The sequence below is a fragment of the Pseudomonas indica NBRC 103045 genome (genome assembly GCF_002091635.1).
GTDB classification, from domain to species: Bacteria; Pseudomonadota; Gammaproteobacteria; order Pseudomonadales; family Pseudomonadaceae; genus Pseudomonas_M; species Pseudomonas_M indica.
The window spans coordinates 1-23,506 of sequence record NZ_BDAC01000037.1; the positions used below are offsets into that span (position 1 = coordinate 1).

The window sequence follows — 23,506 nt, forward strand, 5'->3', positions numbered from 1 at the left end:
ATGGGGCTCCGCGACAGAAGTGATGCGTGGTAATGGTCACCATCAGCGATATCGATTGCTGCGCAAAGGCCCGTTGTAGAAGGGTTCTTGCCGATTTTCAGAGGGATTTTGCAAGGCGGGGCGTATCGGAGGATCGGTGGGATCGATACATCGGGTCCTGGAAAAAGCCCTGGCGGTCGACCTATCCATCGCATAAGAAAAAGGCCGCTCGCAGGGGGACGTGAGCGGCCTGAAAAACGCCGGTGGGAGCAACCGCGCACCGGAGTAGGGCAGGAGAAGATCCGTTACAGGATCGACAACGGGTAATCGACGATCAGGCGGAATTCGTCGTGATCGCCTTCCGCCTGGTCGGTGTTGCCACGGTGCCAGGCCTGGCGGATGCGGAACGACAGGTCCTTGGCCGGGCCGGTCTGCACCACGTACTTGGCTTCGAGGTTGGTCTCGTGGTGCTTGCCGTCCTCGCCGTAGCCGTAGTCGCGATAGGGGCTGTCGGCGGCCATGTCGGTGCCGTCGATGCCGCGGCCGTTGGCATAGCGTGCCATGAAGCTCAGGCCGGGCACGCCGTAGGGCTGCATGTCCAGGTCGTAGCGGGCCTGCCAGGAGCGTTCGTTGGGGCCGTTGAAGTCCGAATACTGGATCGCGTTGGCGAGGAAGATCGAATCGCCGCCCGCGCCGGGTCCGTTGTCGCCGAAGCCGATGTAGTCGAACGGCGTATCGCCATGGACCTTCTGGTAGGCGAGGGTGACTTTGTGCGCGGCGAGGAAGCTATAGGAAGCCGCCAGCGACCAGGTGGTATTGCTGATCTCGCCGGCTTCGGCGCGGCCTTCATCGTTGGTGCGGTAGATGTTGAAGTCGAAGCCCAGCGCCTGGTCGTCGGCCAGGGGCAGCACATAGTTGGCGTTGGCGTAGTACTGGCGCCAGATGTCCTCGAACTCGGAGCCGTAGAGCGACACGCTGAGGTTGTCGGTCAGGGCATAGTTGCCGCCGACGAAGTCCACGCTGTCGGCGGTGACGTTGGCGTAGGTGGCGTACAGCTCGCCCTTGGAGCTGGTAGTGGTCGGGCCGTTGCCGGCGGTGAAATGCCCGGCTTCCAGGTCGAGGCCGTCCAGCTCGCTGCTCAGCAGGTGGAAGCCGCTGGCGGTCTGCGCGATCAGGCGGGTGCCACCGGCGGCGAACACCGGGGCGGTGGGCTGCATCTCGCCCCATTTCAGCAGCGTCTTGGAGACGCGTACCTTGAGCGCACCGCCGGTGTGGCCGTAGTCGTCTTCCGGGGAGCCGTCATTGTCCACCGGCAGGTTGCCGGTGCCTGTGGTGCCCTTGCCGCCATCCAGTTTCAGGCCCAGGTAGCCGAAGGCATCGACGCCGAAGCCCACCGTGCCCTGGGTGAAACCGGACTGGTAAGTGGCGATGAAGCCCTGGGTCCAGTCGCGGCGGTCGCCGCTGCCGTTCTTGCCGTTACGGTTGAAGTAGTAGTTGCGCAGCAACAGGTCGAGGCTGCTGTCCTCCACGAAGCCCTTGGACTCCGCCTGGTCGCCGACGGTATCCGCCATGGCCAGGGGGGAGATGCCGGCGGCCACCGCCAGCGTCAGCAGGCTGTGCTTCATCGTGTTGTTCATCGGGTTGACTCCTTATCGGTAATCGGCCGCTCGCATGCGGGGCCGTCTGGTCTCCTGGCAGAAGGCAGCCGCGCCGCGCATCTGCCTCTTGCGGGCACGCGGCAGCGGAGAGGCCGGCAAGCCTGCTCGACCAGGATCTGTAATCTCTTATTCATGAAACGATCCCGAGCCGGAGTGTGGGCAGAACGACCGGGGCGATAAATGCAGGAAAACGGAAAGGTCTCTTTACGCTGACGTAACAATCGATGGGCCGTGGTTCATCGGCAGGGGGCGAATTCATTCGCCCGTGGAGGGCTGATTGAGCCGGCGAAATATCGTTGCTCTACGAGGCGGAGCACTCACACGCACCACCCCCTCGCCCTTTTGGGGAGAGGGCTGGGGTGAGGGGGCGGAGCTGCGGATGACTCCGTAGTGAATAACCCGTGCAGGCGGAGTCTCACTGCCCATCATGCAGGCGTGCCGCCCAGCCATCGATTCCGTCGATGACTGTTGACAGGATTTTGCGTTTATCAGCGCAGGGCCCGATCCCTATGCTTCGCCAACGCAGCCGGCATCCCGCTCGGCCTTTGAACAGGCTCTTACACGCTTCGAGGAGACCACCATGATCGAACGGCGTCCTTACCAGGAACTCGGCGGTGCCCAGCACGGCTGGCTGGATACCCGTCACCACTTTTCCTTCGCTGACTACCATGATCCGGCGCGCATGCACTGGGGCCATCTGCGGGTGTGGAACGACGACACCATCGCCCCGCAATCCGGCTTCCCGCAGCACCCGCACCGCGACATGGAGATCATCACCTACGTGCGCAGCGGCGCCATTACCCACCGCGACAACCTGGGCAACCACGGCCGCACGGTGGCCGGCGATGTGCAGGTGATGAGCGCCGGTACCGGCATCGCCCACAGCGAATACAACCTGGAGAACGAAGACACGCGGATCTTCCAGATCTGGATCATCCCCGACGAAACCGGCCTGCCGCCGTCCTGGGGCACCCGGCCGTTCCCGAAGGGGGAGCGCAGCGGCGCCTTCGTCACCCTCGCCAGCGGCATGCCCGATGATCAGGACGCCCTGCCGATTCGTGCCAACGCCCGCCTGGCTGCAGCCACCCTGCAGGCCGGCAGTAGCGCCGAGTACGTCGTCGGGGCGGGCCGCAAGGTCTACCTCGTGCCGGCCAGCGGGCGCATCGAGGTGAACAGTGTGGAGGCCGAGGCCGGTGACGGCGTGGCGGTACGCGACGAAACATCGCTGCGCATCACTGCGCTGGAGGAGAGCGAGATCGTGTTGGTGGATGTCGCTTGAGCGTCCGTCAGCCCAGCAGACTCGCCCAGGCGGACACCAGCAACAGCACCGCCATGCCCTGATTGAAACGCGTCAGGGCAGCGGCGGAGCGCCAAGCCCGTTTCACCCCGACGCCCAGCCAGGCCCAGGCGCCCAGGCAAGGCATCGCGATCAGAAAGAACACCACCGCGAACAACAGGTAACGCGCCGGGCTGGCACCCTGGCCGGCGAACACGCTCACCACCGCCAATGCCATCATCCAGGTCTTGGGATTGACCACCTGCAACCCGGCCGCGCCAGCGAGGCCGAGGGGTTTAGCCGAGGCATCCGTGTCGACGCCCTGGGCCGCGCTACGAAACAACTGCCAGGCCAGCCAGGACAACCAGGCGATACCGCCCCAGGCCATGGCGCGCTGCACCAGGGGATAGCGCAGCAGTATTTCGCCCACGCCTAGCCCCACCAGCAACACGATACCCGCCGCCCCGGCGCAGGCGCCGAGGATGATGGGCAGCGCGGCAGCGAGCCCGTGACGGGCGCTGTTGCTGAGGATCAGGATATTGGTCGGCCCCGGCGTGATGGAGGCGACGAAGGCGAACAGCACGAACGGCAGTAATTGGCTCAATGACATGGCTCGGTTCCTCTCGATGATCCAAGCCGATTGTCATTTCACTTCGGTGGGGCGTCTGGAAGGTTCGAGCAGCGCGTGCGATAGCGCGCCGGGGTCAAGCCATAGGCACGGCGGAACCAGCGGCCGAGATGGCTCTGGTCGGCGAAACCGAGGGACATGGCGACCAGCGCCGGCGCGTGCCCCAGGGCGAGCAATTGCCGGGCCTTGGCCAGACGGAGCTGGATCAGATAGGCATGCGGCGCCAGCCCGAAGGTGGTCTTGAACGCCCGCGACAGTCGGAAGCGATCCACCCCGGTAATCCGTGACAGATCGTCCAGCCCGATATCCTCGTCCATGTGCGCCTGGAGGTAATCCCGGGCGCGCAGGGCGATTTGCGGCGAACGCGGATCGACCAGCCCCTTGGGCCGCCAGACCAGATGCTGCGCCAGCTTGGCCAGCAAGGCGTCCAGCGCGGCGTGACGGACGATACGCAACTCCTTGTGCTGCAGGGCCTTGATCGCCTGAGCGATCAACCCGATCAATTCGGGATCGGCGGCCAGCGTCTTGGCGAAGCTGGGCTGGCATTGGCTCGGCGCGTCTTCGAACAGCTCGCGCAGGCCACGCTCGATCCAGTCGGGCTGGAGGTACAGCATCGAATAGGTGAAACCGCCCTCGGTGGGCGCATGGCCGTCGTGGATATCGCCCGGCTCCAGCAGAAACGCATGGCCCGGCGTACTGTTGTGCAGCACCTTGCGGCAATGGAACTGCTGCACGCCCTGCTCGGTGAAACCGATCAGGTAGCTGTCATGCCAGTGCGGATCGTACGCATGGCCTTCGAAGTGCGCCCTGATCGTCTCGATGCCCGTCTCGGCGTCCACCGAAAGATCGATCCAGTCGTTGGCCGTCATGCCTACCGATACCCGTTGTGAGAATGCTCGCCTGAAGGGACATGTTAGCGCCGTGCATCCGCCTTTCTGGAAGATTTGTGCAGAACGCGGCCATGCCGTATCCGGCAGTCCTTGTAGGGGCGAATTTATTCGCCCAGCGCGGCCTCGTCGAGCGAGTGAATTCGCCCCCTCTGGCGATGGTTCAGGGGGCGAGCCCCGGATTGCGCTGGCGCTTATCCGGCTACGTGGATTCATTCGCCCATGGGGCGCAGGCTTTTTTATCCATTCTTTACGCACTTTTTCCTTTTAGCGCTTCGCTGATTGTCGCATTCGTTTAATGCCGGTTCGTATAGCTAATCAAAGTGCCTTTAAATACCCATCGCCGTGCCATTAACCATTCGTCCGCATAATTAACGAAACGGCGAAACTGTCAACGGCGATGCGACTCCATTATTACGATGCGTGAATATCCGTGGTGCTTAAAAAGAGCGAAACGGTAATCGCGCCAAAACAAGCCAAACAGATTGGAGGTCATCATGGCTGAAGACAAAGGCAAAATGAGTGTCAACGAAGCGGGCCGTAAAGGTGGCGAAGCGACTTCGGAAAGCCACGGCCGCGAGTTCTATCAGGAAATCGGCAGCAAAGGCGGCCAAGCCAGTGGGGGCAACTTCAAGAACGATCCGGAGCGTGCCGCTGAAGCCGGCAGCAAGGGCGGCCAGGTCAGTGGCGGCAACTTCAAGAACGACCCGGAACGCGCCTCCGAGGCAGGCAGCAAAGGGGGACAGGCCAGCGGCGGTAACTTCGCCAACGACCGCGAACGCGCCTCCGAAGCCGGCCGCAAGGGTGGCCAGAACAGCCGCGGCGGCGGTCGTAGCTGACCGAGCCGGACGAGCGGGAGCCCGTCTCCCGCTCGCTTCGTCTGCCATGGTTCGGCAACTTCGAAGAAGTTGTATGGGCCCGGATAAAAGCCAGCGGAAGTTTCGCCGGCAAACTATATAGAGCAGTCAGGTCATGACGACTCATATCGTGCACTTTACCGGTCCGATCAATTCCTCAACTTGCGGTCAATTGATAGATAAATGTACCCAGGCCGTTCAGCAGGATGCTTCGGAACTCATTATCAAGATCGCCACCATGGGTGGTGAATGCAGTTACGGTTTTTCCCTTTATAACTTCCTGATGTCACTTCCCATACCGGTGAATACCCATAACCTGGGTACCGTCGAATCCATGGGCAACATCATCTTCCTGGCCGGTCGGCGGCGTACCGCCTGCCAGCACAGCAAGTTTCTCTTCCACCCCTTCCATTGGACGCTACATGGTTCGGTGGACCATGCGCGCATGTCCGAATACGCCATGAGCCTGGACTACGACCTGTTCCTCTACGGTCGCATCGTCGACGAGCGAACCTGCGACGCGCGCAAACCGTTGGACGTGAGCCAGGCCCTGATGTGCGCCCCGAAGATTCTCAACCCCGCCGAAGCGCTCGAAGCCGGCGTTATCCACGAAGTGGACGAGCTCGCTCCGCCCGCCAATGCGGTCAATTGGTGCGTGCATATGTAGGTGGGTATGCGGTGCAGCAGAGGCACCCTTGGAACATTGGTGAAAACGGCGCCTCCGCTGCGCACTACGATTTACATCAGCCGAGTGGCCAGTTGAGGATCACCACGGAGTCGTTGTAATCGTTGTCGGTTCCATCCTCCGATCCGAGCACGATGACATTCAGTTTATTGGCCAGAACTACCTGTGCGGAAACAAGGCTGGACTGCTGGCCATTCACGGACACGGTGACCTGGACCTTTCCACTCCCCGAACTGAGCACCTGACTGCCGATAACCTCATTACCGGTGCTCTGCCCTTGGAACTGCGCGACGGAATTGCCATCGACCAACACATTGACGACCTGCATGCCGGAGGAGTTGGCGAAGGCGGTAGCGCCGAAGCGGATGTTTGCGGGGAGAGTGAAGGTTCCTTGTGCATAAGCCATGATGTTTCTCCATTAGGCTTTTGGTCTGCCGTCTCACGCACCGCCAGGCGAGTGGCGAGGGGACAGCATTCTCCTGGCGGAGCGGCAAGGCGCAGGCAGGGGAGCGCCTTGCCCGGGTAACTCTAGACGGGCCCAAACCCTGCAACCGTCTAATCCGACGAATTGCACAACCTTCTCATTGCGGAAGGTTTTCGGCCCACCGACTTCGTGTCTCGTGCTCTCCGATATCTTGATGAAAAACTTCATCTTTTGTTGATTTGCATCCATTTTGATGGCTACGGCGAGAGCCGTAAGGAACCGGAGAAGGCACCAAGAAGCTGCCACGTGGAAACCCGCAATGGGCTTCCACGGACCGGCCAATGCCTCAACCGGCGGGTAGGGTTCGTCGTCCGTACTGCGCGAATGCTACTTCGTACAACCCGGCCGCATCGCTCAACAACAGGTGGAAGGCCGCGAACACCCTGCTGTCGTCCAACTGCTGATCGCCGCAGAACAACACCAGCGCCAACTGCCGCGCCGCATCCAGCCGCTCCTGGGCCGACTCGTACAACTCCAGTGCGCTCTGGCTGGCATCGACGTACAGCACCGGCTTGCCGGCAGGGGTGAAAGAGGGAAGGGGACGGTAGTCAGGCATGGCACACCTCCGGGCGGAGGTTGACCAAAAGCAACGCATGCGGGAGGCCCGCGAGGGTAAAAGGAGGGTAGTCCATTGTCCTTATTTCCTTTCTGGGGTTTAAGGAACCGCCTACCCGCCGTTGCGACACGAAAGGGTGGCGGACCGCGCGGGGGTCGCAAACCGGCCAGAAAGGACGCCGGCCGGGCCGAAGCCCGCCCCGCACGGTCCGCCATAAAGCGCGATAGTTTGGCACACGAAGTGCCAACTATTCAGCATTGGAGGAATGCGTCTTTCTGTACACAGGTTGCGACACCCGGTCACGAGGTGCGTGACAGGCCGGACTCTAGCGGGTTCGGGAAAGGGCGTGGGGTGCGATGGTTCGCGTTTTGGGGGCTATCGACGGATGATCGTTCCCACGCTCTGCGTGGGAATGCAACCGGGGACGCTCTGCGTCCCGTAAACAGAGCAGACGCGGAGCGTCTCAAACTACGCTCCCATGCTGGAGCGTGGGAGCGATCAAAACTTCGCCAGCAGAGCTGGCTCCTACGGGAATCGGTGTGGCCTGGGCGCATCCTGGCTCGGCCGGTAATCCGCCCCTCACCCCAGCCCTCTCCCCAGAGGTGAGAGGGGAGTTTGGCGTTCCGGTTTGGCGCGGTGTTTGGTCGGTGGCATGGGTTTGATCATTCCCATGCTCCGCGTGGGAATGCAGCCGAAGACGCTCCGCGTCCCGCTCTTGCTCTCTCGCAGTTCGTAGGATGGCCAAAGCATTCATCCGGAGAGGCGGCAGCGGTACGAAATCCGCCGTACTCCTTGATGAATTCGGCGCCGTGAGAAATGACGGGGAAGAAGAGTCGGGCAGTGAAGGCAAGTGCTCTCATGTAACGGTCCTTGTCGAGTGACAGTCGATAGGGTAGTCCGCAACCGCTATTTCGGTTTCATCGCTCCAATTTCGCTGGCCTGTTACCGCAAAGCCTCAATTCTCCCCCCGAAGAATCCCCAAATAACCCCGCTCGATCTCCCCCCTGGCATAGCGCACGAACGCCGACATGGCCGATGGCCTGTCGCCCAGATCGTCTTCAGCTTCGCCCAGGTAGGCAGCCCGTGCTGTCGCCAGGACGGGGTGGTGTTCTTCGGGCAAGCGTTGCAGAGCCCATGCGGCTGCGGTGTCCTTGGGGGCGATTTCGCCGGTGGTGAGTGTCAGCCAGATGCGGGCGAGGGCGAGGAGGATGTTGCGTTCCTCGCCTTGCCAGTCCGCCTCGTCGTTCCACTGGAGGGCGGTGTCGTACAGCGCGCGGGCGAGGTCGGCCTGGGGCACCGGGTCGAACAGTTCGGTTGCTGGCGGGCCCATCAGGCAGAGGCTGTGCTGCCGCGCTTTCGTCAGCAGGATGGCGAGGTCGTGGTCCGGGGCGGCCGGTTCTATGCGGCCGTGTTCGATGTCCTCGCGTAGCCATTCGCCGAACTGGAGTTCGCGCAGCGGCGGGTAGCGCCAGGGCACTACGGCATCGTGGACGAGGACCGTTACTTCCAGCGGCCGGAGCGAGCCTTCCGTAACAGGCCAGGCCGATACCGAGAGCAAATCCGTCATCAGCGCCTGCCGGGTGGCTGCGGTCAGGGGTGCGCTCACCGTCACCAGCACGTCGATGTCGCTGTGCGGCTTGAGCCCGCCATCGACCGCAGAGCCGAACAGGTGGATGGCTTGCAGCGTTTCGCCAAGGTGGCGCCTCAGCACGGCGAGGGCGCTCGACAGTTGGGGAGCGATTTCACGTAATGGTGATGTGTTCATGAGACTGTGAGGCTGCCGGGATCGATTCGGACAGTCGATCGTAAGGGACCCGGCCTCGGCAGGTGAATATGCCGGGCGTCAGCCGTCTTCTCTTGCGGCTTCTCTCCCGCGCTGAATTGGAATATTGTAGAGATCGAACGATTTTCGTGTGATTGTTACGATGAATGATTGGCTATGCCTGGTTATGGCGTTGCCCACGGCCAACGCCGCCGAGCGCATGCGTGCCTGGCGAACCTTGAAGGGGGCGGGGGCTGCGGTGCTGCGCGATGGGGTGTATCTGCTGCCGGATCGGCCGGCCTGCCGTGAGACCCTGGCGACGGTGGAACGCGACATTCTCGACAGCGAGGGTTACGCCTGCCTGTTGCCGGTATGCGACCCCCAGGGGGAGCGCTTCGTGCCTCTGTTCTCGCGGTCGGAGGATTACACCAGGCTGAGTGGAGAGATAGAGGCACAGCTCGCTCAGTTGGTCCCCGATACCGCGCTTGCGGTCATGCGTCAGGCCCGCAAGCTGCGCAAGGCTTTTGCCCAGATCCAGGACAGCGACTTTTTCCCGGGGGCGGACCAGCAGCAGACCGACGCGCGGCTGCGCGAACTGGAGGTCGCGATTGGTCGGGCGCTGTCCAAGGATGAGCCCAGTAGCCAGGAGCACGAGATCGAGCGCCTGTCGCTGTCCGAGTTCAAGGGGCGCGTCTGGGCCACGCGCCGGCGTCCGTGGGTCGACCGCCTGGCCAGCGCCTGGTTGATCCGCCGTTTCATCGATCCGGATGCGCGCATCCTCTGGTTGCCATCCGTGGAAGATTGCCCCGCCGACGCCCTGGGCTTCGATTTCGATGGGGCCCGTTTCAGCCATGTCGGCAACCGGGTGACCTTCGAGACGCTGCAGGCCTGCTTCGATCTGGATACACCCGGCCTGCGGCGCATGGCGGCATTGGTGCATTACCTCGACATTGGCGGCGCCCAGCCCGCCGAGGCGGCCGGCGTGGAGCGGGTGCTGGCGGGGCTGCGGGACAGCGTCGAAGACGACGATCAACTATTGGCTGCCGCCTGCGCCATCTTCGATGGGTTGCTGGCGGCGTTCGGCAAGGAAGGACAGAGCGATGAGAGAGACGACCGTGCAACCCGATGAGCAGACACTTCCGCGCGGCGAGTCCGTCAGTTTCCTGCAAGCCCTGTTGTTCTGGCTCAAGCTCGGCTTCATCAGCTTCGGCGGCCCGGCCGGGCAGATCGCGATCATGCACCAGGAGCTGGTGGAGCGTCGTCGCTGGATTTCCGAGCGGCGTTTTCTCCACGCCCTCAACTACTGCATGTTGCTGCCCGGCCCGGAGGCCCAGCAGTTGGCCACCTACATCGGCTGGTTGCTGCACCGCACCTGGGGCGGCGTGGTCGCCGGTGCGCTGTTCGTGTTGCCTTCGCTGTTTATCCTGATCGCCCTGTCCTGGCTCTATATCGCCTTCGGCGAAGTGTCGCTGGTCGCCGGCATCTTCTATGGCATCAAGCCGGCGGTGACCGCCATCGTGTTGCAGGCGGCACACCGCATCGGTTCGCGGGCACTAAAGAACAATTGGCTGTGGGCTATCGCGGGGGCTTCGTTCCTGGCCATCTTCGCCCTCGATGTGCCGTTCCCTCTCATCGTGCTGGGCGCTGCCGCGATCGGTTATGTCGGTGGACGAATGGCCCCGCAGGCGTTCAGCGTGGGTGGTGGTCACGGTGCCGCCAAGCAGTCCTACGGGCCGGCGCTGATCGACGACGACACACCGCCGCCGCCCCATGCGCGCTTCCGCTGGTCGCGCCTGGTTCTGCTTCTGATGATCGGTGCCGCGCTCTGGGTATTGCCGATGGGGGTACTGACCGCGCTGTTCGGCTGGGAAGGCACGCTGACTCAGATGGGTTGGTTCTTCACCAAGGCCGCCCTGCTGACCTTCGGTGGCGCCTATGCGGTGCTGCCCTACGTCTACCAGGGTGCGGTCGGCCACCATGGCTGGCTGACTCCGACGCAGATGATCGACGGCCTGGCCTTGGGCGAGACCACTCCGGGACCGCTGATCATGGTGGTGGCGTTCGTCGGCTTCGTTGGCGCTTATGTGCAGCAGGTGTTCGGTGCCGACCAGGCGTTCCTCGCCGGCGCCCTGGCCGCCTGCCTGGTCACCTGGTTCACCTTCCTGCCGTCCTTCCTGTTCATCCTGGTTGGTGGCCCGCTGGTGGAATCCACCCACAACGAATTGAAGTTCACCGCGCCGCTGACCGCCATCACCGCCGCGGTGGTGGGGGTGATTCTCAACCTGGCGCTGTTCTTCGGCTACCACGTGCTCTGGCCGCAAGGCTTCGCCGGTAGTTTCGACTGGCCTTCGGCGTTGATTGCCCTGGGCGCCGCATTGGCGCTGTTCCGATTCAAGCGTGGGGTGATCCAGGTGCTGCTGGGCTGCGCCCTGGTCGGTCTGGCGGTGCATCTGCTGCGCTGAAGGAGGCAATCATGGAGCGCATTTCGGTATTCGAACTGGCGGAGTGGCTGGCTGCCGGCCGCACCTTTACGTTGCTCGACGTCCGCCGCGCCGCTGTGCGCCAGGCCGATGCGGCAGAAATCGGGGGCGGCCGGTGGTGCGATCCGGAGTCCTTGTTCGCCTGGAAGGACGAGGTGCCGCGCGACAGGCCGGCAGTCTTCTACTGTGCCCATGGCCACGAGATCAGCCAGGGCTGTGCCGCCACCTTGCATGCCATGGGCCTGGATGCGCGCTATCTGATCGACGGTTTCACCGGCTGGTGCGCGGCCGGCCAGCCTTTGCAGCGCCTGGGGTGAGTATGGTCCGCAAGTGCCCGGACGAGCTGGACGCTGTGGCTTACAGGCATGGCCGTCGGCTCAGTTCCGTTGGACGATCTGGATGAGATTACCGCAGGTGTCGTCGAACACGGCGAGGGTGACCGGCCCCACGCTGGTCGGCGGCTGGGTGAAACGGACACCGGCCGCGCAGAGCCGGGCGTACTCGGCGTGCACATCGTCGACGCCGAAGAAGGTGTAGGGGATGCCGTCCTGTTTGATTGCCGATTTGAACGGTTTCGCGGCGGGATGGACATCGGGCTCCAGCAGCAGCTCAACCCCGTCGGGATCGCCAGGGGAGGTGAGCGTCAGCCAGCGATGCTCACCCATGGGGATGTCGTGCTTCGGCTCGAAGCCGAGCACGTCCCGGTAGAACGCCAGCGCCTTTGCCTGGTCGTCGACGAGTACGCTCGTCACAACGATCTTCATAAGCTCCTCCTGCGGTGTTCTGACTTGGCAGGCACCAAGCCTAGCTTGAGGAGGAGCCGTGCGCCGAGTTCGCATCAATCTACGGCAGTTTGGCGATCACCTTGATCTCGAATTGGAAGCCGTAGAGCCAGGTCACGCCGATGCCGGTCAGCGTCGGGTGCGGCGCGCTGCCCCAGTAGTCGGGCAAGACCTTCCAGATGGTGTCGAAATTCGACTCGGGATCGACGATGAAGACGGTCACGTCCACCACGTCGTCGAAGGTACAGCCTGCCGCCTTCAGGATGGCGTTCAGGTTGTCGAATGCGCGGCGGACCTGAGCCTCCAAGTCGGGTTCGGGCGAGCCGTCCTCGCGGCTGCCGACCTGCCCCGACACGAACAGGAAGCCATTGGAGCGGATCGCCGGCGAATAGCGATTGCGTTCGTAGAGCGCCTGGCGGCCAGAGGGGAAAACAACGTCACGCTTTGCCATGGGAAACCTCCATCGAAGGGGTCGCAGCGACCCGTTGAGCAGATGGAAGGACTGTAGAGGGGCAGGGTGAGCGGATAAACTCGCAAGGCTACCCATCACTGTTTGCGAAACCCAAACAATCCCGGCGGGATGGAGACCTCGATGGACCGTTTCGATGCGATGCAGGCTTTTGCCCGTGTGGTGGAAACCGGCAGCTTCACCAAGGCGGCCGAGACGCTGCATATGAGCAAGACCAGCGTGACGCAACTGGTGCAGCAGTTGGAGGCGCGGCTGCGGGTCAGGCTGCTCAACCGGACCACGCGCAAGGTCAACGTCACCGCCGATGGCGCCGCCTACTACGAGCGGGTGGTGCGGTTGCTGGCCGACATGGACGATGCCGAGACCAGCCTGTCCAGTGCCGCGACGTCGCCCAGGGGGCGGCTGCGGGTGGACGTGCCCAGCCCGCTGGCCCGCCTGATCCTGGTGCCGGCCTTGCCGGCGTTTTATGCGCGCTACCCTGACATCCAGCTCGACATGGGCGTCAGCGATCGCATCGTCGACCTGATCGATGAGAACGTGGATTGCGTCGTGCGGGGCGGCGAACTCACCGACCAGTCGCTGATGATGCGCCACGTGGCCGACTTGCAACTCGGTGTCTACGCGGCGCCGAGCTATCTGCAACGCGCGGGTATTCCCGGACATCCGCGTGAGCTGGAGGACACGCATCACCGCATCGTGGGTTTCCTGTGGGCGCGTTCCGGCAAGGCCTTTCCGTATGCCATGCACCGCGGCGGCGAGCGCGTCAACGTGCACGGCCGCCATGTGCTGGCGGTCGATGACGGCAACGCCTACCTCGCGGCCGGCCTGGCCGGGCTGGGCGTGCTCTGGCTGCCGGACTACATGGCCAAGGCACACCGGGCCAATGGCGAGCTGGTGCCCTTGTTCGAAGACTGGCGCCTCGATCCGATGCCGCTGTACATCGCGTTTCCGCCGAACCGGCATGTCAGCGCCAAGCTGCGCGTGTTCATCGACTGGGTTGCGGAGCTGATGACGCACCATGCGCCTGTCGTCAGCCCCGTTTCGTAGCGGGTCATTATGACTGCATGGTAGTCATAACGACCTCTATTCATGATTGTCATTATGACTCTGTTTGTTTTTAAGACATTGAAAAACAAGGATTAAATAACTGGCATGAATTCTGAGTGAGGTGGATAGGCCAGGGCAGAGGGAATTCCATGCTCTGGCCACGCGTGCTCTCGCAGCCATCCGGCGCGTTTGGAGGCCGCGCGAATCTTTCCACCCCATCAAGGATAAAGAACATGCCTAATCGCGAATCCTCGTCTCCCCTTGCCGTGATCACCGGTGCCGGCTCGGGTATTGGTCTGGCAGTGGCCGAACGGCTCTTGCAGCAAGGAGCCCGGGTGTTGGCCATGGCCCGGCGCAGCGAGCCGCCGGCCGCCTTGCAGGGGCAGCTCGGCAAGCAGGTGTTCTGGTTGTCAGGCGACGTGACCCGCGCCGAAGACCTGGGCAGATTGGCGCAGCACGCGCGGGACCTCGGCCCCATCGACTACTTGGTGCCGAATGCCGGGATCGCCCAACTGGCCGACGGACTGGATGGCGAAGCCTTTCAGCGCCAGTGGGCCGTCAACGGTGCCGGCGCCCTCAATGCCCTGGCTGCCCTGCGGGACCAACTGGCCCGCCCGGCCTCGGTGGTATTCATCGGTACCTTCCTGTCGCAGGTGACATTCCCCGGCCTCGCCGCTTATATCGCCTCGAAGTCCGCGCTCAAGGCCCAGGCAAGGACCCTGGCCGTCGAGCTGGCGGCGCAGCAGGTGCGTATCAACATGGTGTCGCCAGGGCCGACCGCAACGCCGATCTGGGGAACGCTGGGCCTGGACGATGCTCAGTTGGCCGACGTTGCCGGGTCGGTCACGCAGCGTTTGCTGGATGGCCGGTTCCTCGAGCCGGGCGCTGTGGCCGATGCGATTGTCTTCCTGTTGTCGGACGGAGCCCGAGGCATCACAGGGCAGGATCTGATCGTGGATAACGGATACACCCTGCGCTAAAACACAGTCGTGGTGCCCACTCCGTCATGGGGGCGGGGCGAGGGTGGTTGCTGTGGTGTGCTCTCGCTGCATGGCTCTCTTTTTCCGCCCCAAACAAAAAACCCGCCGAAGCGGGTTTTTTCCTGGCCATTCCAACGTCCTGTCGGTAGCCCTCCGGGCCATGGCCGATCGTCCTTGATCCTGAAGCGTCCCTTGCTTCAGTGGATGGGGAAATCCTAAGGCGGTCGGCCGGTCTGGGAAATGGAAGAATGCCGGTCGTTCTTGTAAGCCTTTTGCTATTCGAGCCGGCCTATCTCCGGTTGAAGTACCGTGCCAGGCGGTCACCGCTGAGTTGGATCAGGGTGACCAGTACGATCAGCACGATGATGACGGTGACCATCACCTGGGTATCGAAGCGCTGGTAGCCGTAGCGGTAGGCGAGGTCGCCGAGGCCGCCCGCGCCGATGGCTCCGGCCATGGCGGAGGAGTTGATGAGGGTAACCACGGTGATGGTGAAGCCGCCGATGAGGCCAGGCAGGGCTTCGGGGAGAAGCACGTGCCAGATGATGTGCCAGCGTCGGCAGCCCATGGCCTGGGCGGCTTCGATCAGGCCGTGATCGACCTCGCGCAGGCTGACTTCGGCGATGCGCGCGAAGAAGGGCGTGGCGGCGATGGTGAGGGGGACGACCGCGGCCCAGACGCCGTAGGTGGTGCCCACCAGCAGCCGGGTGAAGGGAATCAGCGCCACCATGAGGATCAGAAAAGGCACCGAGCGGAACAGGTTGACCAGACCGCCGAGCAGGCGGTTCAAAGCCGGAGCCTCGAAGAGGCCGCCGCGCTCGCTGGTGACCAGCACCACGGCCAGCGGAATGCCGAGGATCAGGGCCAACAGGGACGACACGCCCACCATCAGGCCGGTGTCGATCAGGCCCTGCCAGAGTCGATCAAGAAGCAGCGACATGGCCGATCGCCTCCACGTGGTCCGCCAGTTGATGCGCTCGTTCGAGCAGGTTGGATGCCGGATGTGGCGAGCCGTGTATCGCCAGCAGCAGATGCCCGAGGGCGCGGCCCTGGATGCGCTCGATGCCGCCGTCCAGCAGTGTCACGCGCCCGCCCAGACGGTTGGCAAGAGCTGCCAGGTCGGGTGCCGCGTTGCGCCCGCTGAAGCGCAGATCGAGAACCAACGCATCGCCGGGTGCCGGCTCGGCGCGCAGTCTTGTTGCTACGTCATCCGGCAGGGGATGGCGCAGGGGCGCAAGCAAGGTGCGGGTGACTTCATGATGCGGTTCGCCGAACACGCGCCAGACCGGGCCCTGTTCGACCACTTCGCCGCGTTCGAGTACCGCCACGCGGTCGCACAGGTCGCGGATCACTTCCATCTCGTGGGTGATGAGGAGGATGGTCAGGCCCAGGCGTTGGTTGATCTCGCGCAGCAGGGCGAGGATCGATTGGGTGGTTTCCGGATCGAGGGCGGAGGTCGCCTCGTCGCAGAGCAGAATCTGCGGATCGTGAACCAGCGCGCGGGCGATGCCGACGCGCTGCTTCTGCCCCCCGGAGAGCTGGGTGGGATAGGCGTCCCGGCGGTCCTCCAGGCCGACCAGAGCGAGCAGGTCCTCGACTTTGCGCCGGCGCTGGGCGCGCGGCACGCCGGCGACCCGTAGCGGCAGTTCGATGTTCTCCCGCACGGTTTTCGCCGACATCAGGTTGAAGTGCTGGAAGATCATGCCGATGCGCCGGCGCAGGGCGACCAGGCCGTCTTCGTCGAGGCGGGCGATGTCCAGGCCGTCGATCAATACGCGGCCTTCGCTGGGCTGTTCCAGGCGGTTGACGGTACGGATCAGCGACGACTTGCCGGCGCCGCTGCGGCCGATGATGCCGAACACTTCGCCGCGGCGGATCGCCAGGTCGATGCCGTGCAGGGCGCGTACCGACGTTTCGGCACCGGGATAGGTCTTGCCGACGCCCTCGAAGCGCAGCAGGGTGTCGAGCGCTTCCGGCCTGGATGCCGGAGAGCGGGAGGCGGGCGATAGCGGGGCCGGCGTGGCGGGGCGCAGGTCGGCGACCTGGCGCAGGGAGATCGGGAGTCCGCTCATGTCAGCTCTTCCATCCGGGTTGGTAGAGGGTGCCGTGGGCCTTGTCGAGGGCGGCGCGGACGGCGGGGGATTGTTGGTAGATCTCGACGAAACGCTTCAAGCGCGGATCGTCCTTGCGGTCCGGGCGGATGACGAATTGGATGACGTACTCGGGATGGTCGAGGCCGTCGAAGAGTAGGGCGGAGGTGGGGTCGAAGCTGTTCGCCAGGCGGATGTAGGCGGGATAACCCTGGACCAGATCCACGTCGTCGTAGGCGCGCACCAGTTGCACCGCCTCCAGTTCGATGATGCGCAGGCGCTTCGGATTGGCGGTGATGTCCTGCTGCGTGGCGTGGTAGCCGACGCCGGGCTTGAGGCGGATCAGCCCGGCCTTTTCCAGCAGCAGGAGGCCACGGCCGCCGTTCACCGGGTCGTTGGCGATGGCCACCTTGGCGCCTTCCGGCAGGGCGTCGAAGCTGGCGTAGTGCTTCGAGTAGAGGCCGACGTTGTTGATGATGCCGGGGGCGTAGGGCACCAGGTCGTAGCCGCCTTCCTGGCGGGCGTTTTCCAGGAAGGGGATGTGCTGGAAGTAGTTCACGTCGATGTCGCCGTTGGCGAGGCTGACGTTGGGGGCGATCCAGTCGCTGAATTCCACCAGTTCGACCTTCAGGCCCTGTTTCTCGGCTTCTTCCACGGCCGCTTCCAGGGGCGGTGCGAAGGCGGCGGTGGTACCCAGCCGGAGAGGCTCCTCGGCCGGTGCGGGGGTGGTGGTGCCCAGCAGGGCGATGAGGGCCAGGGTTTTCAGCCAGCCACGGCGAGGGGAAGAAGTGTGCAGCATGGTGTCGGTCCTTCTGGTTGCGTCGGTTCGGGTGTGGCTGGAGTCGTCCAGTGGTCGTTGCGCAGGGATCAACCGCCGAGGCGCCGGGCCTGTGGTGCCGCGCCGAGGGACCGCCAGGCGCTGCCGGGGTGTTCGGCCGGCAGGCGCGGGCCGGCACCGAACAGCTTCTCCCGCAGGGTGCCTTCGGCGTAGGCGGTCTTGTAGCGGCCGCGCGCCTGCAATTCCGGGATCACCAGGTCGATGAAGTCGGCATGGCTTTCCGGGGTGACGGTGCGGGTCAGGTTGAAGCCGTCCAGGCCGGTATCGTCGAGCCAGTGCAGCAGTTCGTCGGCGACCTGCACCGGCGAGCCCACCAGCAGCGGATAGCGTCCGCCCAGGGCGTGCTGTTCCAGCAGGCGACGGCGGGTCCAGCCGGCGCCGGGCGCGGTGAAGGTCTTGACCACCGATTCGATGGCGTTGGTCTTCTGGTAGCGGATGGGCTCGTCCAGGCCATAACGCGAGAAGTCGATGCCGGTGGACGCCGAGAAGTGCGCCAGGCCCGCCTCCGGGTTGGCATGGCGACGGTACTCGGCGAGTTTGTCGCGGGCCTCGGCCTCGCTCGTCGCCACCACCGCGCTGATGCCGAGGAACAGCTTGACCGACTGCGGGTCGCGTCCGGCCGCTTCGGCGGCGCGGCGGACCCGCACGACCTGGTCGCGCACGGCCGAGGGATTGGAGCCGCCGATGAACACGCATTCCGCGTGGCGGCCGGCGAAGCGCAGGCCTCGCTCGGAGGAACCGGCCTGGAACAGCACTGGCGTGCGCTGGGGCGAAGGGGCGCTGAGGTGGTAACCCTCGACGCGGTAGAACTCGCCCTGGTGGCGTACCGGGTGCACCTTGTCCGGCTGGGTATGGATCCGCGCTGCGCGGTCGGCAAGCACCGCGTCGTCTTCCCAGCTCCCTTCCCAGAGTTTGTAGAGCACCTCCAGGTATTCGTCGGCCTGGTCGTAGCGGCGATCGTGCTCCACCAGGCCATTCTGGCCCATCGCGCGTGCGGCGCTGTCCAGGTAGCCGGTGACGATGTTCCAGCCGATTCGACCCTGGCTCAGGTGATCCAGGGTCGAGAGGCGACGGGCGAAGAGGTAGGGTGGTTCGTGGCTGAGATTGGCAGTGACGCCGAAGCCCAGGTGCGTGGTGGCGCCCAGCAGCGCCGAAGCGAGCAGCAGTGGGTCGTTGACCGGTAGCTGGATGGCTTCCTTGAGGGGCAGGTCGATGCTGCCCTGGTAGACGTCGTAGACGCCCAGGATGTCGGCGATGAACAGCCCGTCGAACAGTCCCCGCTCCAGCAGCCGCGCCAGCTCGGTCCAGTAGGCGAGGCTGCCGAACTCCGTGGAGCGGTCGCGTGGGTGCGTCCACAGGCCATGGTTGATATGGCCGATGCAGTTCATGTCGAAGGCGTTGAGCTGCAGCTGTTTCGGCTCCATCAGATGGTCCCCCGGCGTGGCGGCAGTTCGCCGTTGAGGTAGTAGTTGCCCACTGCGTGATATTTCCAGCGCACCGGGTCGTGCAGGGTGTGGGTGCGGGCGTTGCGCCAGTGGCGGTCGAGGTTGTATTCGGCGAGGGTGCCGCGGCTCCCGGCCAGTTCCAGCAGCTTGCTGCCACTGGCCAGGGAGACTTCGGTGGTGATCGCCCGCGCTTCGGCCACCGCGATGGAGGCAGCGGCCACCGAGGCGGCGTCCGGTGCCGCCTGCGCCTCGTCGAGGGCGAGGCCGGCCTGTTCCAGCAGCGCCTCGGCGCCGCGCAGGTGGGCCGCCAGCCGGCCGAGTTCGGTGAGGGTCAACGGGTCGTCGCTGGCCTGCTCCACGCCGGCGTCGATCCATGGTCGCGAGCGTTCGCGGATGAAGACCAGGGCCTCCTCATAGGCGCCACGGGCAATGCCCAGGTCGATGGCGGCGTGAAGAATCTGGGCGAACGGGCCGACCGTGGTCGGCCGCTCGAAGGCGGACTGGAAGGGCACCACGTCCTCGGCGGCGACGAAGACGTTGTCGAACACCACCGAGCCGCTGCCGGTGGTGCGCTGGCCGAAGCCGGACCAGTCGTCGATCACGTCGATGCCGGGTGTCTCGCGGGGGATGAAGGCGAACTGCTGGATGCCGTCGTCGTCGATCACCGAAGTGGGGATGCGTTGGGCGAACAGGGCGCCGGTGGCGTAGAACTTGCGCCCGTTGACGCGGTAGCCATCGCCGTCGCGGGTCAGGCGGGTGGTGCGTTCGTGGGCGTTCTTCGTGCCCAGCTCCGCCAGCGCATTGCCGAAGCGCTGGCCTGCCAGCACCTCGGCGAAGAGGCGGCGCTGCTGCGCCGGCGTGCCGTTCACCCTCAGCAGTTCGAGGGCGTAGTAGTGGTTCTGCGGTATCTGTCCGATGGAGCCGTCGGCCTGGGCGAGCCGGGCGATGACCCTGGCCAGGGTGACGCTTGAGACACCGGCTCCGCCGAAAGCTTTCGGCACGCTGATGGCGCCCAGCCCGGAGCGCGAGAACAGGGCCAGTTCGGCGTGCGGCAGGCGTCGCTCGCGGTCGCGCGCGGCGGCGTCGCGGGTGAACAGCACGGCCAGGTCTTCGGCCACGTCGAGGGCCTGGGCGTCGCTGGTGATCAGGGCCGTCGGCGGGACGGCCTGGGTGAGGCTGGGTTTGATGGCGGTGGTCATGTGCGGTCCTCAGATCCAGGAGTGCCGGGCCGGATGCTGGCCGTTGAGGTGGTAGGCGCCGATGGCGTGGTACTTCCATCGCACCGGGTCATGCAGGGTGTGAGTGCGGGCGTTGCGCCAATGACGGTCGAGGTTGAACTCGGCGAGGGTGGCGCGACTGCCGGCCAGCTCGAACAGCTTCTCGCTGGCGCGCAGGGCGATCTCGGTGGTGAGTACCTTGGCCTCGGCCACGGCGATGGAGGCGCGCGCGGCGCCGTCCGCATCCAGCGGCGCCGCCGCGCTGTCGTCCAGTACGCGGGCGGCGCGGCGCAATACCGCTTCGGCGGCATGCAGCTCGACGTTCAGCCGGCCGACGTCGGCGACGACGTAGGGGTCGTCGCTGGCGCGCTCCACCTTGGCCTCGATCCAAGGCCGCGCCTTGTCGCGGACGAAGGCGATGGCATCGTTCAGTGCGCCACGGGCGATGCCAGCGTCGATCGCGGCCTGGATCAGTTGCGAGGCGGCACCCTGGAGGTTCGGGAGGTCGCGTTGCGGGCTCAGGTCGATGACGTTCTCGGCGGTCACCGGTACGGCATTGAGCAGCACCGTGCCGCTGGCGGTGGTGCGTTGGCCGAAGCCGGACCAGTCGTCGACGATGCGCAGGCCCTGGGTGCCGCGCGGAATCAGGGCGAGCACCACGCGGTCGTGGTCGTCGAGGGCCTTGGCTGCCACCCAGTGGGCGAACAGGGCACCGGTCGAGTAGAACTTTTCGCCGCTGAGACGAAAGCCATCGCCGTCGCGCTCCAGCCGCGCGCGGATGTCCAGGGTATGGCGGCTGCCGCGCTCCGGCCCGGCATTTCCGATCCGCCAGCCCTCCAGCACGCTGCGGAACAGCCGGCGTTTCTGTGACTCGTTGGCGGTGAGCTGGATCAGTTGGAGCAGGCCGAAGTGGTTCTGCGGAATCTGGCCGAGCGCCGGGTCCACCTCGGAAATGAGGCGGAAGACTTCGCTGAGGGTGGCGAACGACAGGCCGGGGCCGCCGTATTCTCGAGGGATGGTCAGGCTGCCCAGGCCGCTGGCGGTGAAACGCTCCAGCTCGCACCAGGGTAGCTTGCGCTCGCGGTCGCGGCGCGCCGCTTCCGTGGCGGCGTCGCGGGCCAGCTCGCGGGCGGCCTGCAGGGCTTCCTCGTCATTGCGCAGGATGCGCGCGGGGTACAGCGGAGGGGCGATGTCCTGGTCGCTGCCGGTGGCGGGCTGGGACCGGATCTCCGGGACGGTGTCGCGCAGGGGAACGGACGGTCGGGCCATTGGATACCTCATCTTCAAGGGGTAATGCCGCTCGGGCGCGACCTTGAAGATGCACCGGAGCCAGCGTGATAACGGCAATGCTCCGGTGGTCCGGTGGAAAAGAAGCTAAACGATATAAGAATTTTAAAATAAATAATTTTTATGAATTAGCTTATGGAGGTGTCGAAATAAAAAAAGGCGGGAGCCTGCCTCTAGCTTCCCGCCTCGAAAATGTCGGCCGTGTCGTTTCGGCCGGCTGTGTCCTGTGCGCTCAGAGCTTGGCGATGGACACCTCCGTTGATTTCACGAAGGCGATCACTTCGCTGCCGACGCCAAGCTCCAGTTCGCGCACCGAGCGGGTGGTGATCACCGAGGTGACGATCCCGGCGGCGGTCTGCACGTCGATTTCCGAGAGCACGTCGCCTTCGGTGATTTCCTTGATGGTGCCCCTGAACTGGTTGCGTACGTTGATGGCTTTGATGGTCATGGTTTCTCTCCTGAACGTGATGGATGCCGGGCATCCCTGGTCAAAGCGCCCAGCGCAGGTGCGTCGGGAGCGGTGAAGCGGTTTCCGGCGGAAGCGCCGGGTGGGCGAGGACCCGTTCGAGCACGTTTGCTTCCAGCGCGGCGAAGGCCGCCGAGCCCCGTTGGCGCGGTCGCGGCAGGCGTACCGGCAGGTCGAGGCCGATTCGGCCGTCCTCGATCAGGATCACCCGGTTGGCCAGGGCGATGGCTTCGCCGACATCGTGGGTGACCAGCAGCACGGTGAAGCCATGGCGTTGCCAGAGGCGCTCGATGAGTTGCTGCATTTCGATCCGGGTCAGGGCATCCAGCGCGCCTAGCGGTTCGTCGAGAAGCAACAGGCGCGGCCGGTGGATCAGGGCACGGGCCAGGGCGACGCGCTGCTTCTGTCCTCCGGACAGGGCCGCCGGCCAGTCGCCCGCGCGGTCCGCCAGGCCGACCGCTTCCAGGGCTTCCAGGGCTCGCGCTCGCCAATCGTCGGAGAGGCCCAGGCCAACGTTGTCGATCACCCGTTTCCAGGGCAGCAGACGGGCGTCCTGGAACATCAGGCGGATGTCTTCGCGGACTTCGGCCAGGGCGTGCCTGCCGCTGCTGAGCTGGCCCGCGCCGGGGCTGTCGAGCCCGGCCAGCAGGCGCAGCAGAGTGCTCTTGCCGCAGCCGCTGCGGCCGACCACGGCGACGAACTGGCCGGCCGGGATCTGCAGGTCGATGCCGTGCAGCACCCGGCGCTCGCCGAAGTCCCGGACGAGGCCGGACAGGCTCAGCGGCAGACCGTGGTGCAGGTTGTGCAGGGCGCTCATGGGTTACCTCCGTGGGTCTGGTAGGCCGGGTGCCAGCGCAGCCAGGCGCGTTCCAGGGCGCGGGCGGCGAGGTCGGCGAGCTTGCCGAGCACGGCGTAGAGCAGGATCGCCAGCACCACGATGTCGGTCTGCAGGAATTCCCGCGCGTTCATCGCCAGGTAGCCGATGCCGGCGTTGGCCGAGATGGTTTCGGCAACGATCAGGGTCAGCCACATGAAGCCGAGGGCGAAGCGCACGCCGACCAGGATCGATGGCAACGCGCCGGGGAGGATGACTGCGCGGAACAGGGCGAAGCCGGAGAGGCCGTAGCTGCGTGCCATTTCCACCAGGGCCGGGTCGACGTTGCGGATGCCGTGGTAGGTATTGAGGTAGATCGGGAACAGCGTGCCGAGGGCGACCAGGAAGATCTTCGCCGTCTCGTCGATGCCGAACCACAGGATGACCAGTGGGATCAACGCCAGGTGCGGGACGTTGCGGATCATCTGCACCGAGCTGTCCAGCAGCCGCTCGCCCCAGCGCGACAGGCCGGTGATGAAGCCGAGCAGCAGGCCGAGCCCGCCGCCGATGAGAAAGCCGATGGCCGCGCGCCGGCCACTGACGGCCAGGTGGGTCCAGAGTTCGCCGCTGGCCATCTGTGCCCAGCCGGCTTCCAGCACCGCGCTGGGGGCCGGGAGGATACGGCTGGACAGCCAGCCGCCGGCCACCGCGGCCTGCCAGAGCGCCAGCAAGGCGATGGGCAGCGCCCAGGGGGCCAGGCGCTGGCTGAGGGAATGGAGGGTCATAATCTGCTCCCGGTCAGTCTTGTCGTTGGGTGTA

Annotated in this window: 25 protein-coding genes; 8 read left to right on the forward strand and 17 right to left on the reverse strand. The window is 64.9% G+C overall.

The window, feature by feature from the left end; translation table 11 throughout:
- Positions 1–284 precede the first annotated feature (284 nt).
- Complete coding sequence (locus tag PIN01S_RS25395) at positions 285–1,604, reverse strand: OprD family porin (protein WP_084339722.1); 1,320 nt, start codon at positions 1,602–1,604, stop codon at positions 285–287.
- 613 nt (positions 1,605–2,217) lie between these two features.
- On the opposite strand from PIN01S_RS25395, the gene PIN01S_RS25400 reads away from it, so the two are divergent.
- Positions 2,218–2,916, forward strand: coding sequence for a pirin family protein (locus PIN01S_RS25400; RefSeq protein ID WP_084339699.1), 699 nt, complete (start codon positions 2,218–2,220; stop codon positions 2,914–2,916).
- A gap of 7 nt (positions 2,917–2,923) precedes the next feature.
- Here the strand turns inward: PIN01S_RS25400 and PIN01S_RS25405 are convergent, their stop codons facing one another.
- Together PIN01S_RS25405 and PIN01S_RS25410 are read right to left on the reverse strand one after the other, a co-directional pair.
- The gene (locus PIN01S_RS25405; protein ID WP_084339700.1) at positions 2,924–3,523 is read right to left on the reverse strand and encodes a LysE family translocator; all 600 of its coding nucleotides are present in this window, start codon (positions 3,521–3,523) and stop codon (positions 2,924–2,926) included.
- A 38-nt stretch (positions 3,524–3,561) separates the two neighbouring features.
- Positions 3,562–4,410: an AraC family transcriptional regulator gene (locus tag PIN01S_RS25410; RefSeq protein WP_084339701.1), complete on the reverse strand. Its 849-nt coding sequence runs from the start codon at positions 4,408–4,410 to the stop codon at positions 3,562–3,564.
- Between the two features lie 515 nt (positions 4,411–4,925).
- On the opposite strand from PIN01S_RS25410, the gene PIN01S_RS25415 reads away from it, so the two are divergent.
- Together PIN01S_RS25415 and PIN01S_RS25420 are read left to right on the forward strand one after the other, a co-directional pair.
- On the forward strand, positions 4,926–5,267 hold the full coding sequence (locus tag PIN01S_RS25415; protein WP_084339702.1) for a con-10 family general stress protein: 342 nt from the start codon (positions 4,926–4,928) through the stop codon (positions 5,265–5,267).
- A gap of 133 nt (positions 5,268–5,400) precedes the next feature.
- Positions 5,401–5,952, forward strand: a complete 552-nt coding sequence (locus PIN01S_RS25420; protein WP_084339703.1) for an ATP-dependent Clp protease proteolytic subunit — start codon at positions 5,401–5,403, stop codon at positions 5,950–5,952.
- A 76-nt stretch (positions 5,953–6,028) separates the two neighbouring features.
- Here the strand turns inward: PIN01S_RS25420 and PIN01S_RS25425 are convergent, their stop codons facing one another.
- The 3 genes from PIN01S_RS25425 to PIN01S_RS25435 all read right to left on the reverse strand — a co-directional run bounded on the left by PIN01S_RS25425 (position 6,029) and on the right by PIN01S_RS25435 (position 8,775).
- On the reverse strand, positions 6,029–6,376 hold the full coding sequence (locus PIN01S_RS25425) for a fucose-binding lectin II (protein WP_084339704.1): 348 nt from the start codon (positions 6,374–6,376) through the stop codon (positions 6,029–6,031).
- 364 nt (positions 6,377–6,740) lie between these two features.
- Positions 6,741–7,010, reverse strand: coding sequence for a hypothetical protein (locus tag PIN01S_RS25430; RefSeq protein ID WP_084339705.1), 270 nt, complete (start codon positions 7,008–7,010; stop codon positions 6,741–6,743).
- Positions 7,011–7,965: 955 nt separating this feature from the next.
- Positions 7,966–8,775: an AadA family aminoglycoside 3''-O-nucleotidyltransferase gene (locus PIN01S_RS25435; RefSeq protein WP_084339706.1), complete on the reverse strand. Its 810-nt coding sequence runs from the start codon at positions 8,773–8,775 to the stop codon at positions 7,966–7,968.
- A gap of 160 nt (positions 8,776–8,935) precedes the next feature.
- On the opposite strand from PIN01S_RS25435, the gene PIN01S_RS25440 reads away from it, so the two are divergent.
- From PIN01S_RS25440 to PIN01S_RS25450, 3 genes are read left to right on the forward strand one after another with little or no spacing between them, the layout of a single operon-like run.
- Positions 8,936–9,901 carry a chromate resistance protein ChrB domain-containing protein gene (locus PIN01S_RS25440; protein WP_170837232.1) on the forward strand — a complete coding sequence of 322 codons (966 nt, stop codon included), beginning with the start codon at positions 8,936–8,938 and terminating at the stop codon, positions 9,899–9,901.
- A complete protein-coding gene (chrA, locus tag PIN01S_RS25445; protein ID WP_084339707.1) occupies positions 9,873–11,234 on the forward strand; it encodes a chromate efflux transporter in 1,362 nt (453 codons plus the stop codon). The genes PIN01S_RS25440 and chrA overlap by 29 nt, the downstream gene beginning before the upstream one ends.
- 11 nt (positions 11,235–11,245) lie before the next feature.
- Entirely contained in the window at positions 11,246–11,569 is a 324-nt protein-coding gene (locus tag PIN01S_RS25450) for a rhodanese-like domain-containing protein (RefSeq protein ID WP_084339708.1), read from the forward strand.
- Positions 11,570–11,629: 60 nt separating this feature from the next.
- Here PIN01S_RS25450 and PIN01S_RS25455 read toward each other — a convergent pair whose 3' ends face one another.
- On the reverse strand, positions 11,630–12,016 hold the full coding sequence (locus PIN01S_RS25455; protein ID WP_084339709.1) for a VOC family protein: 387 nt from the start codon (positions 12,014–12,016) through the stop codon (positions 11,630–11,632).
- Between the two features lie 79 nt (positions 12,017–12,095).
- Positions 12,096–12,485 carry a RidA family protein gene (locus PIN01S_RS25460; RefSeq protein WP_084339710.1) on the reverse strand — a complete coding sequence of 130 codons (390 nt, stop codon included), beginning with the start codon at positions 12,483–12,485 and terminating at the stop codon, positions 12,096–12,098.
- Positions 12,486–12,626: 141 nt separating this feature from the next.
- On the opposite strand from PIN01S_RS25460, the gene PIN01S_RS25465 reads away from it, so the two are divergent.
- Both PIN01S_RS25465 and PIN01S_RS25470 read left to right on the forward strand, forming a co-directional pair.
- Positions 12,627–13,550, forward strand: coding sequence for a LysR family transcriptional regulator (locus tag PIN01S_RS25465; RefSeq protein WP_084339711.1), 924 nt, complete (start codon positions 12,627–12,629; stop codon positions 13,548–13,550).
- 233 nt (positions 13,551–13,783) lie between these two features.
- A complete protein-coding gene (locus PIN01S_RS25470) occupies positions 13,784–14,530 on the forward strand; it encodes an SDR family NAD(P)-dependent oxidoreductase (protein WP_084339712.1) in 747 nt (248 codons plus the stop codon).
- Between the two features lie 289 nt (positions 14,531–14,819).
- On the opposite strand, the gene PIN01S_RS25475 is transcribed toward PIN01S_RS25470, so the two are convergent.
- From PIN01S_RS25475 to ssuC, 9 genes are all read right to left on the reverse strand, one after another.
- On the reverse strand, positions 14,820–15,470 hold the full coding sequence (locus PIN01S_RS25475) for a methionine ABC transporter permease (RefSeq protein ID WP_084339713.1): 651 nt from the start codon (positions 15,468–15,470) through the stop codon (positions 14,820–14,822).
- A complete protein-coding gene (locus PIN01S_RS25480; protein ID WP_084339714.1) occupies positions 15,454–16,602 on the reverse strand; it encodes a methionine ABC transporter ATP-binding protein in 1,149 nt (382 codons plus the stop codon). The genes PIN01S_RS25475 and PIN01S_RS25480 overlap by 17 nt, the downstream gene beginning before the upstream one ends.
- Position 16,603: 1 nt before the next feature.
- On the reverse strand, positions 16,604–17,419 hold the full coding sequence (locus PIN01S_RS25485; RefSeq protein ID WP_084339715.1) for a MetQ/NlpA family ABC transporter substrate-binding protein: 816 nt from the start codon (positions 17,417–17,419) through the stop codon (positions 16,604–16,606).
- Positions 17,420–17,487: 68 nt separating this feature from the next.
- Positions 17,488–18,882, reverse strand: coding sequence for an LLM class flavin-dependent oxidoreductase (locus PIN01S_RS25490; RefSeq protein ID WP_084339716.1), 1,395 nt, complete (start codon positions 18,880–18,882; stop codon positions 17,488–17,490).
- Positions 18,882–20,102 carry an SfnB family sulfur acquisition oxidoreductase gene (locus tag PIN01S_RS25495; protein ID WP_084339717.1) on the reverse strand — a complete coding sequence of 407 codons (1,221 nt, stop codon included), beginning with the start codon at positions 20,100–20,102 and terminating at the stop codon, positions 18,882–18,884. Before PIN01S_RS25495 ends, PIN01S_RS25490 begins: the two co-directional genes overlap by 1 nt.
- 9 nt (positions 20,103–20,111) lie before the next feature.
- Positions 20,112–21,347: an SfnB family sulfur acquisition oxidoreductase gene (locus tag PIN01S_RS25500; protein WP_244506039.1), complete on the reverse strand. Its 1,236-nt coding sequence runs from the start codon at positions 21,345–21,347 to the stop codon at positions 20,112–20,114.
- Between the two features lie 292 nt (positions 21,348–21,639).
- Positions 21,640–21,855 carry a TOBE domain-containing protein gene (locus PIN01S_RS25505; RefSeq protein WP_084339719.1) on the reverse strand — a complete coding sequence of 72 codons (216 nt, stop codon included), beginning with the start codon at positions 21,853–21,855 and terminating at the stop codon, positions 21,640–21,642.
- A 40-nt stretch (positions 21,856–21,895) separates the two neighbouring features.
- On the reverse strand, positions 21,896–22,690 hold the full coding sequence (ssuB, locus tag PIN01S_RS25510) for an aliphatic sulfonates ABC transporter ATP-binding protein (protein ID WP_084339720.1): 795 nt from the start codon (positions 22,688–22,690) through the stop codon (positions 21,896–21,898).
- On the reverse strand, positions 22,687–23,472 hold the full coding sequence (gene ssuC / locus PIN01S_RS25515) for an aliphatic sulfonate ABC transporter permease SsuC (protein WP_084339721.1): 786 nt from the start codon (positions 23,470–23,472) through the stop codon (positions 22,687–22,689). Before ssuC ends, ssuB begins: the two co-directional genes overlap by 4 nt.
- Positions 23,473–23,506: the final 34 nt, after the last annotated feature.

Excerpts from the sequence above, each read along its gene's own strand:
- PIN01S_RS25395 (WP_084339722.1), bottom strand. The coding sequence starts at position 1,604 with ATGAAGCACAGCCTGCTGACGCTGGCGGTGGCCGCCGGCATCTCCCCC.
- PIN01S_RS25400 (WP_084339699.1), top strand. The coding sequence starts at position 2,218 with ATGATCGAACGGCGTCCTTACCAGGAACTCGGCGGTGCCCAGCACGGC.
- PIN01S_RS25405 (WP_084339700.1), bottom strand. The coding sequence starts at position 3,523 with ATGTCATTGAGCCAATTACTGCCGTTCGTGCTGTTCGCCTTCGTCGCC.
- PIN01S_RS25410 (WP_084339701.1), bottom strand. The coding sequence starts at position 4,410 with ATGACGGCCAACGACTGGATCGATCTTTCGGTGGACGCCGAGACGGGC.
- PIN01S_RS25415 (WP_084339702.1), top strand. The coding sequence starts at position 4,926 with ATGGCTGAAGACAAAGGCAAAATGAGTGTCAACGAAGCGGGCCGTAAA.
- PIN01S_RS25420 (WP_084339703.1), top strand. The coding sequence starts at position 5,401 with ATGACGACTCATATCGTGCACTTTACCGGTCCGATCAATTCCTCAACT.
- PIN01S_RS25425 (WP_084339704.1), bottom strand. The coding sequence starts at position 6,376 with ATGGCTTATGCACAAGGAACCTTCACTCTCCCCGCAAACATCCGCTTC.
- PIN01S_RS25430 (WP_084339705.1), bottom strand. The coding sequence starts at position 7,010 with ATGCCTGACTACCGTCCCCTTCCCTCTTTCACCCCTGCCGGCAAGCCG.
- PIN01S_RS25435 (WP_084339706.1), bottom strand. The coding sequence starts at position 8,775 with ATGAACACATCACCATTACGTGAAATCGCTCCCCAACTGTCGAGCGCC.
- PIN01S_RS25440 (WP_170837232.1), top strand. The coding sequence starts at position 8,936 with ATGAATGATTGGCTATGCCTGGTTATGGCGTTGCCCACGGCCAACGCC.
- chrA (WP_084339707.1), top strand. The coding sequence starts at position 9,873 with ATGAGAGAGACGACCGTGCAACCCGATGAGCAGACACTTCCGCGCGGC.
- PIN01S_RS25450 (WP_084339708.1), top strand. The coding sequence starts at position 11,246 with ATGGAGCGCATTTCGGTATTCGAACTGGCGGAGTGGCTGGCTGCCGGC.
- PIN01S_RS25455 (WP_084339709.1), bottom strand. The coding sequence starts at position 12,016 with ATGAAGATCGTTGTGACGAGCGTACTCGTCGACGACCAGGCAAAGGCG.
- PIN01S_RS25460 (WP_084339710.1), bottom strand. The coding sequence starts at position 12,485 with ATGGCAAAGCGTGACGTTGTTTTCCCCTCTGGCCGCCAGGCGCTCTAC.
- PIN01S_RS25465 (WP_084339711.1), top strand. The coding sequence starts at position 12,627 with ATGGACCGTTTCGATGCGATGCAGGCTTTTGCCCGTGTGGTGGAAACC.
- PIN01S_RS25470 (WP_084339712.1), top strand. The coding sequence starts at position 13,784 with ATGCCTAATCGCGAATCCTCGTCTCCCCTTGCCGTGATCACCGGTGCC.
- PIN01S_RS25475 (WP_084339713.1), bottom strand. The coding sequence starts at position 15,470 with ATGTCGCTGCTTCTTGATCGACTCTGGCAGGGCCTGATCGACACCGGC.
- PIN01S_RS25480 (WP_084339714.1), bottom strand. The coding sequence starts at position 16,602 with ATGAGCGGACTCCCGATCTCCCTGCGCCAGGTCGCCGACCTGCGCCCC.
- PIN01S_RS25485 (WP_084339715.1), bottom strand. The coding sequence starts at position 17,419 with ATGCTGCACACTTCTTCCCCTCGCCGTGGCTGGCTGAAAACCCTGGCC.
- PIN01S_RS25490 (WP_084339716.1), bottom strand. The coding sequence starts at position 18,882 with ATGGAGCCGAAACAGCTGCAGCTCAACGCCTTCGACATGAACTGCATC.
- PIN01S_RS25495 (WP_084339717.1), bottom strand. The coding sequence starts at position 20,102 with ATGACCACCGCCATCAAACCCAGCCTCACCCAGGCCGTCCCGCCGACG.
- PIN01S_RS25505 (WP_084339719.1), bottom strand. The coding sequence starts at position 21,855 with ATGACCATCAAAGCCATCAACGTACGCAACCAGTTCAGGGGCACCATC.
- ssuB (WP_084339720.1), bottom strand. The coding sequence starts at position 22,690 with ATGAGCGCCCTGCACAACCTGCACCACGGTCTGCCGCTGAGCCTGTCC.
- ssuC (WP_084339721.1), bottom strand. The coding sequence starts at position 23,472 with ATGACCCTCCATTCCCTCAGCCAGCGCCTGGCCCCCTGGGCGCTGCCC.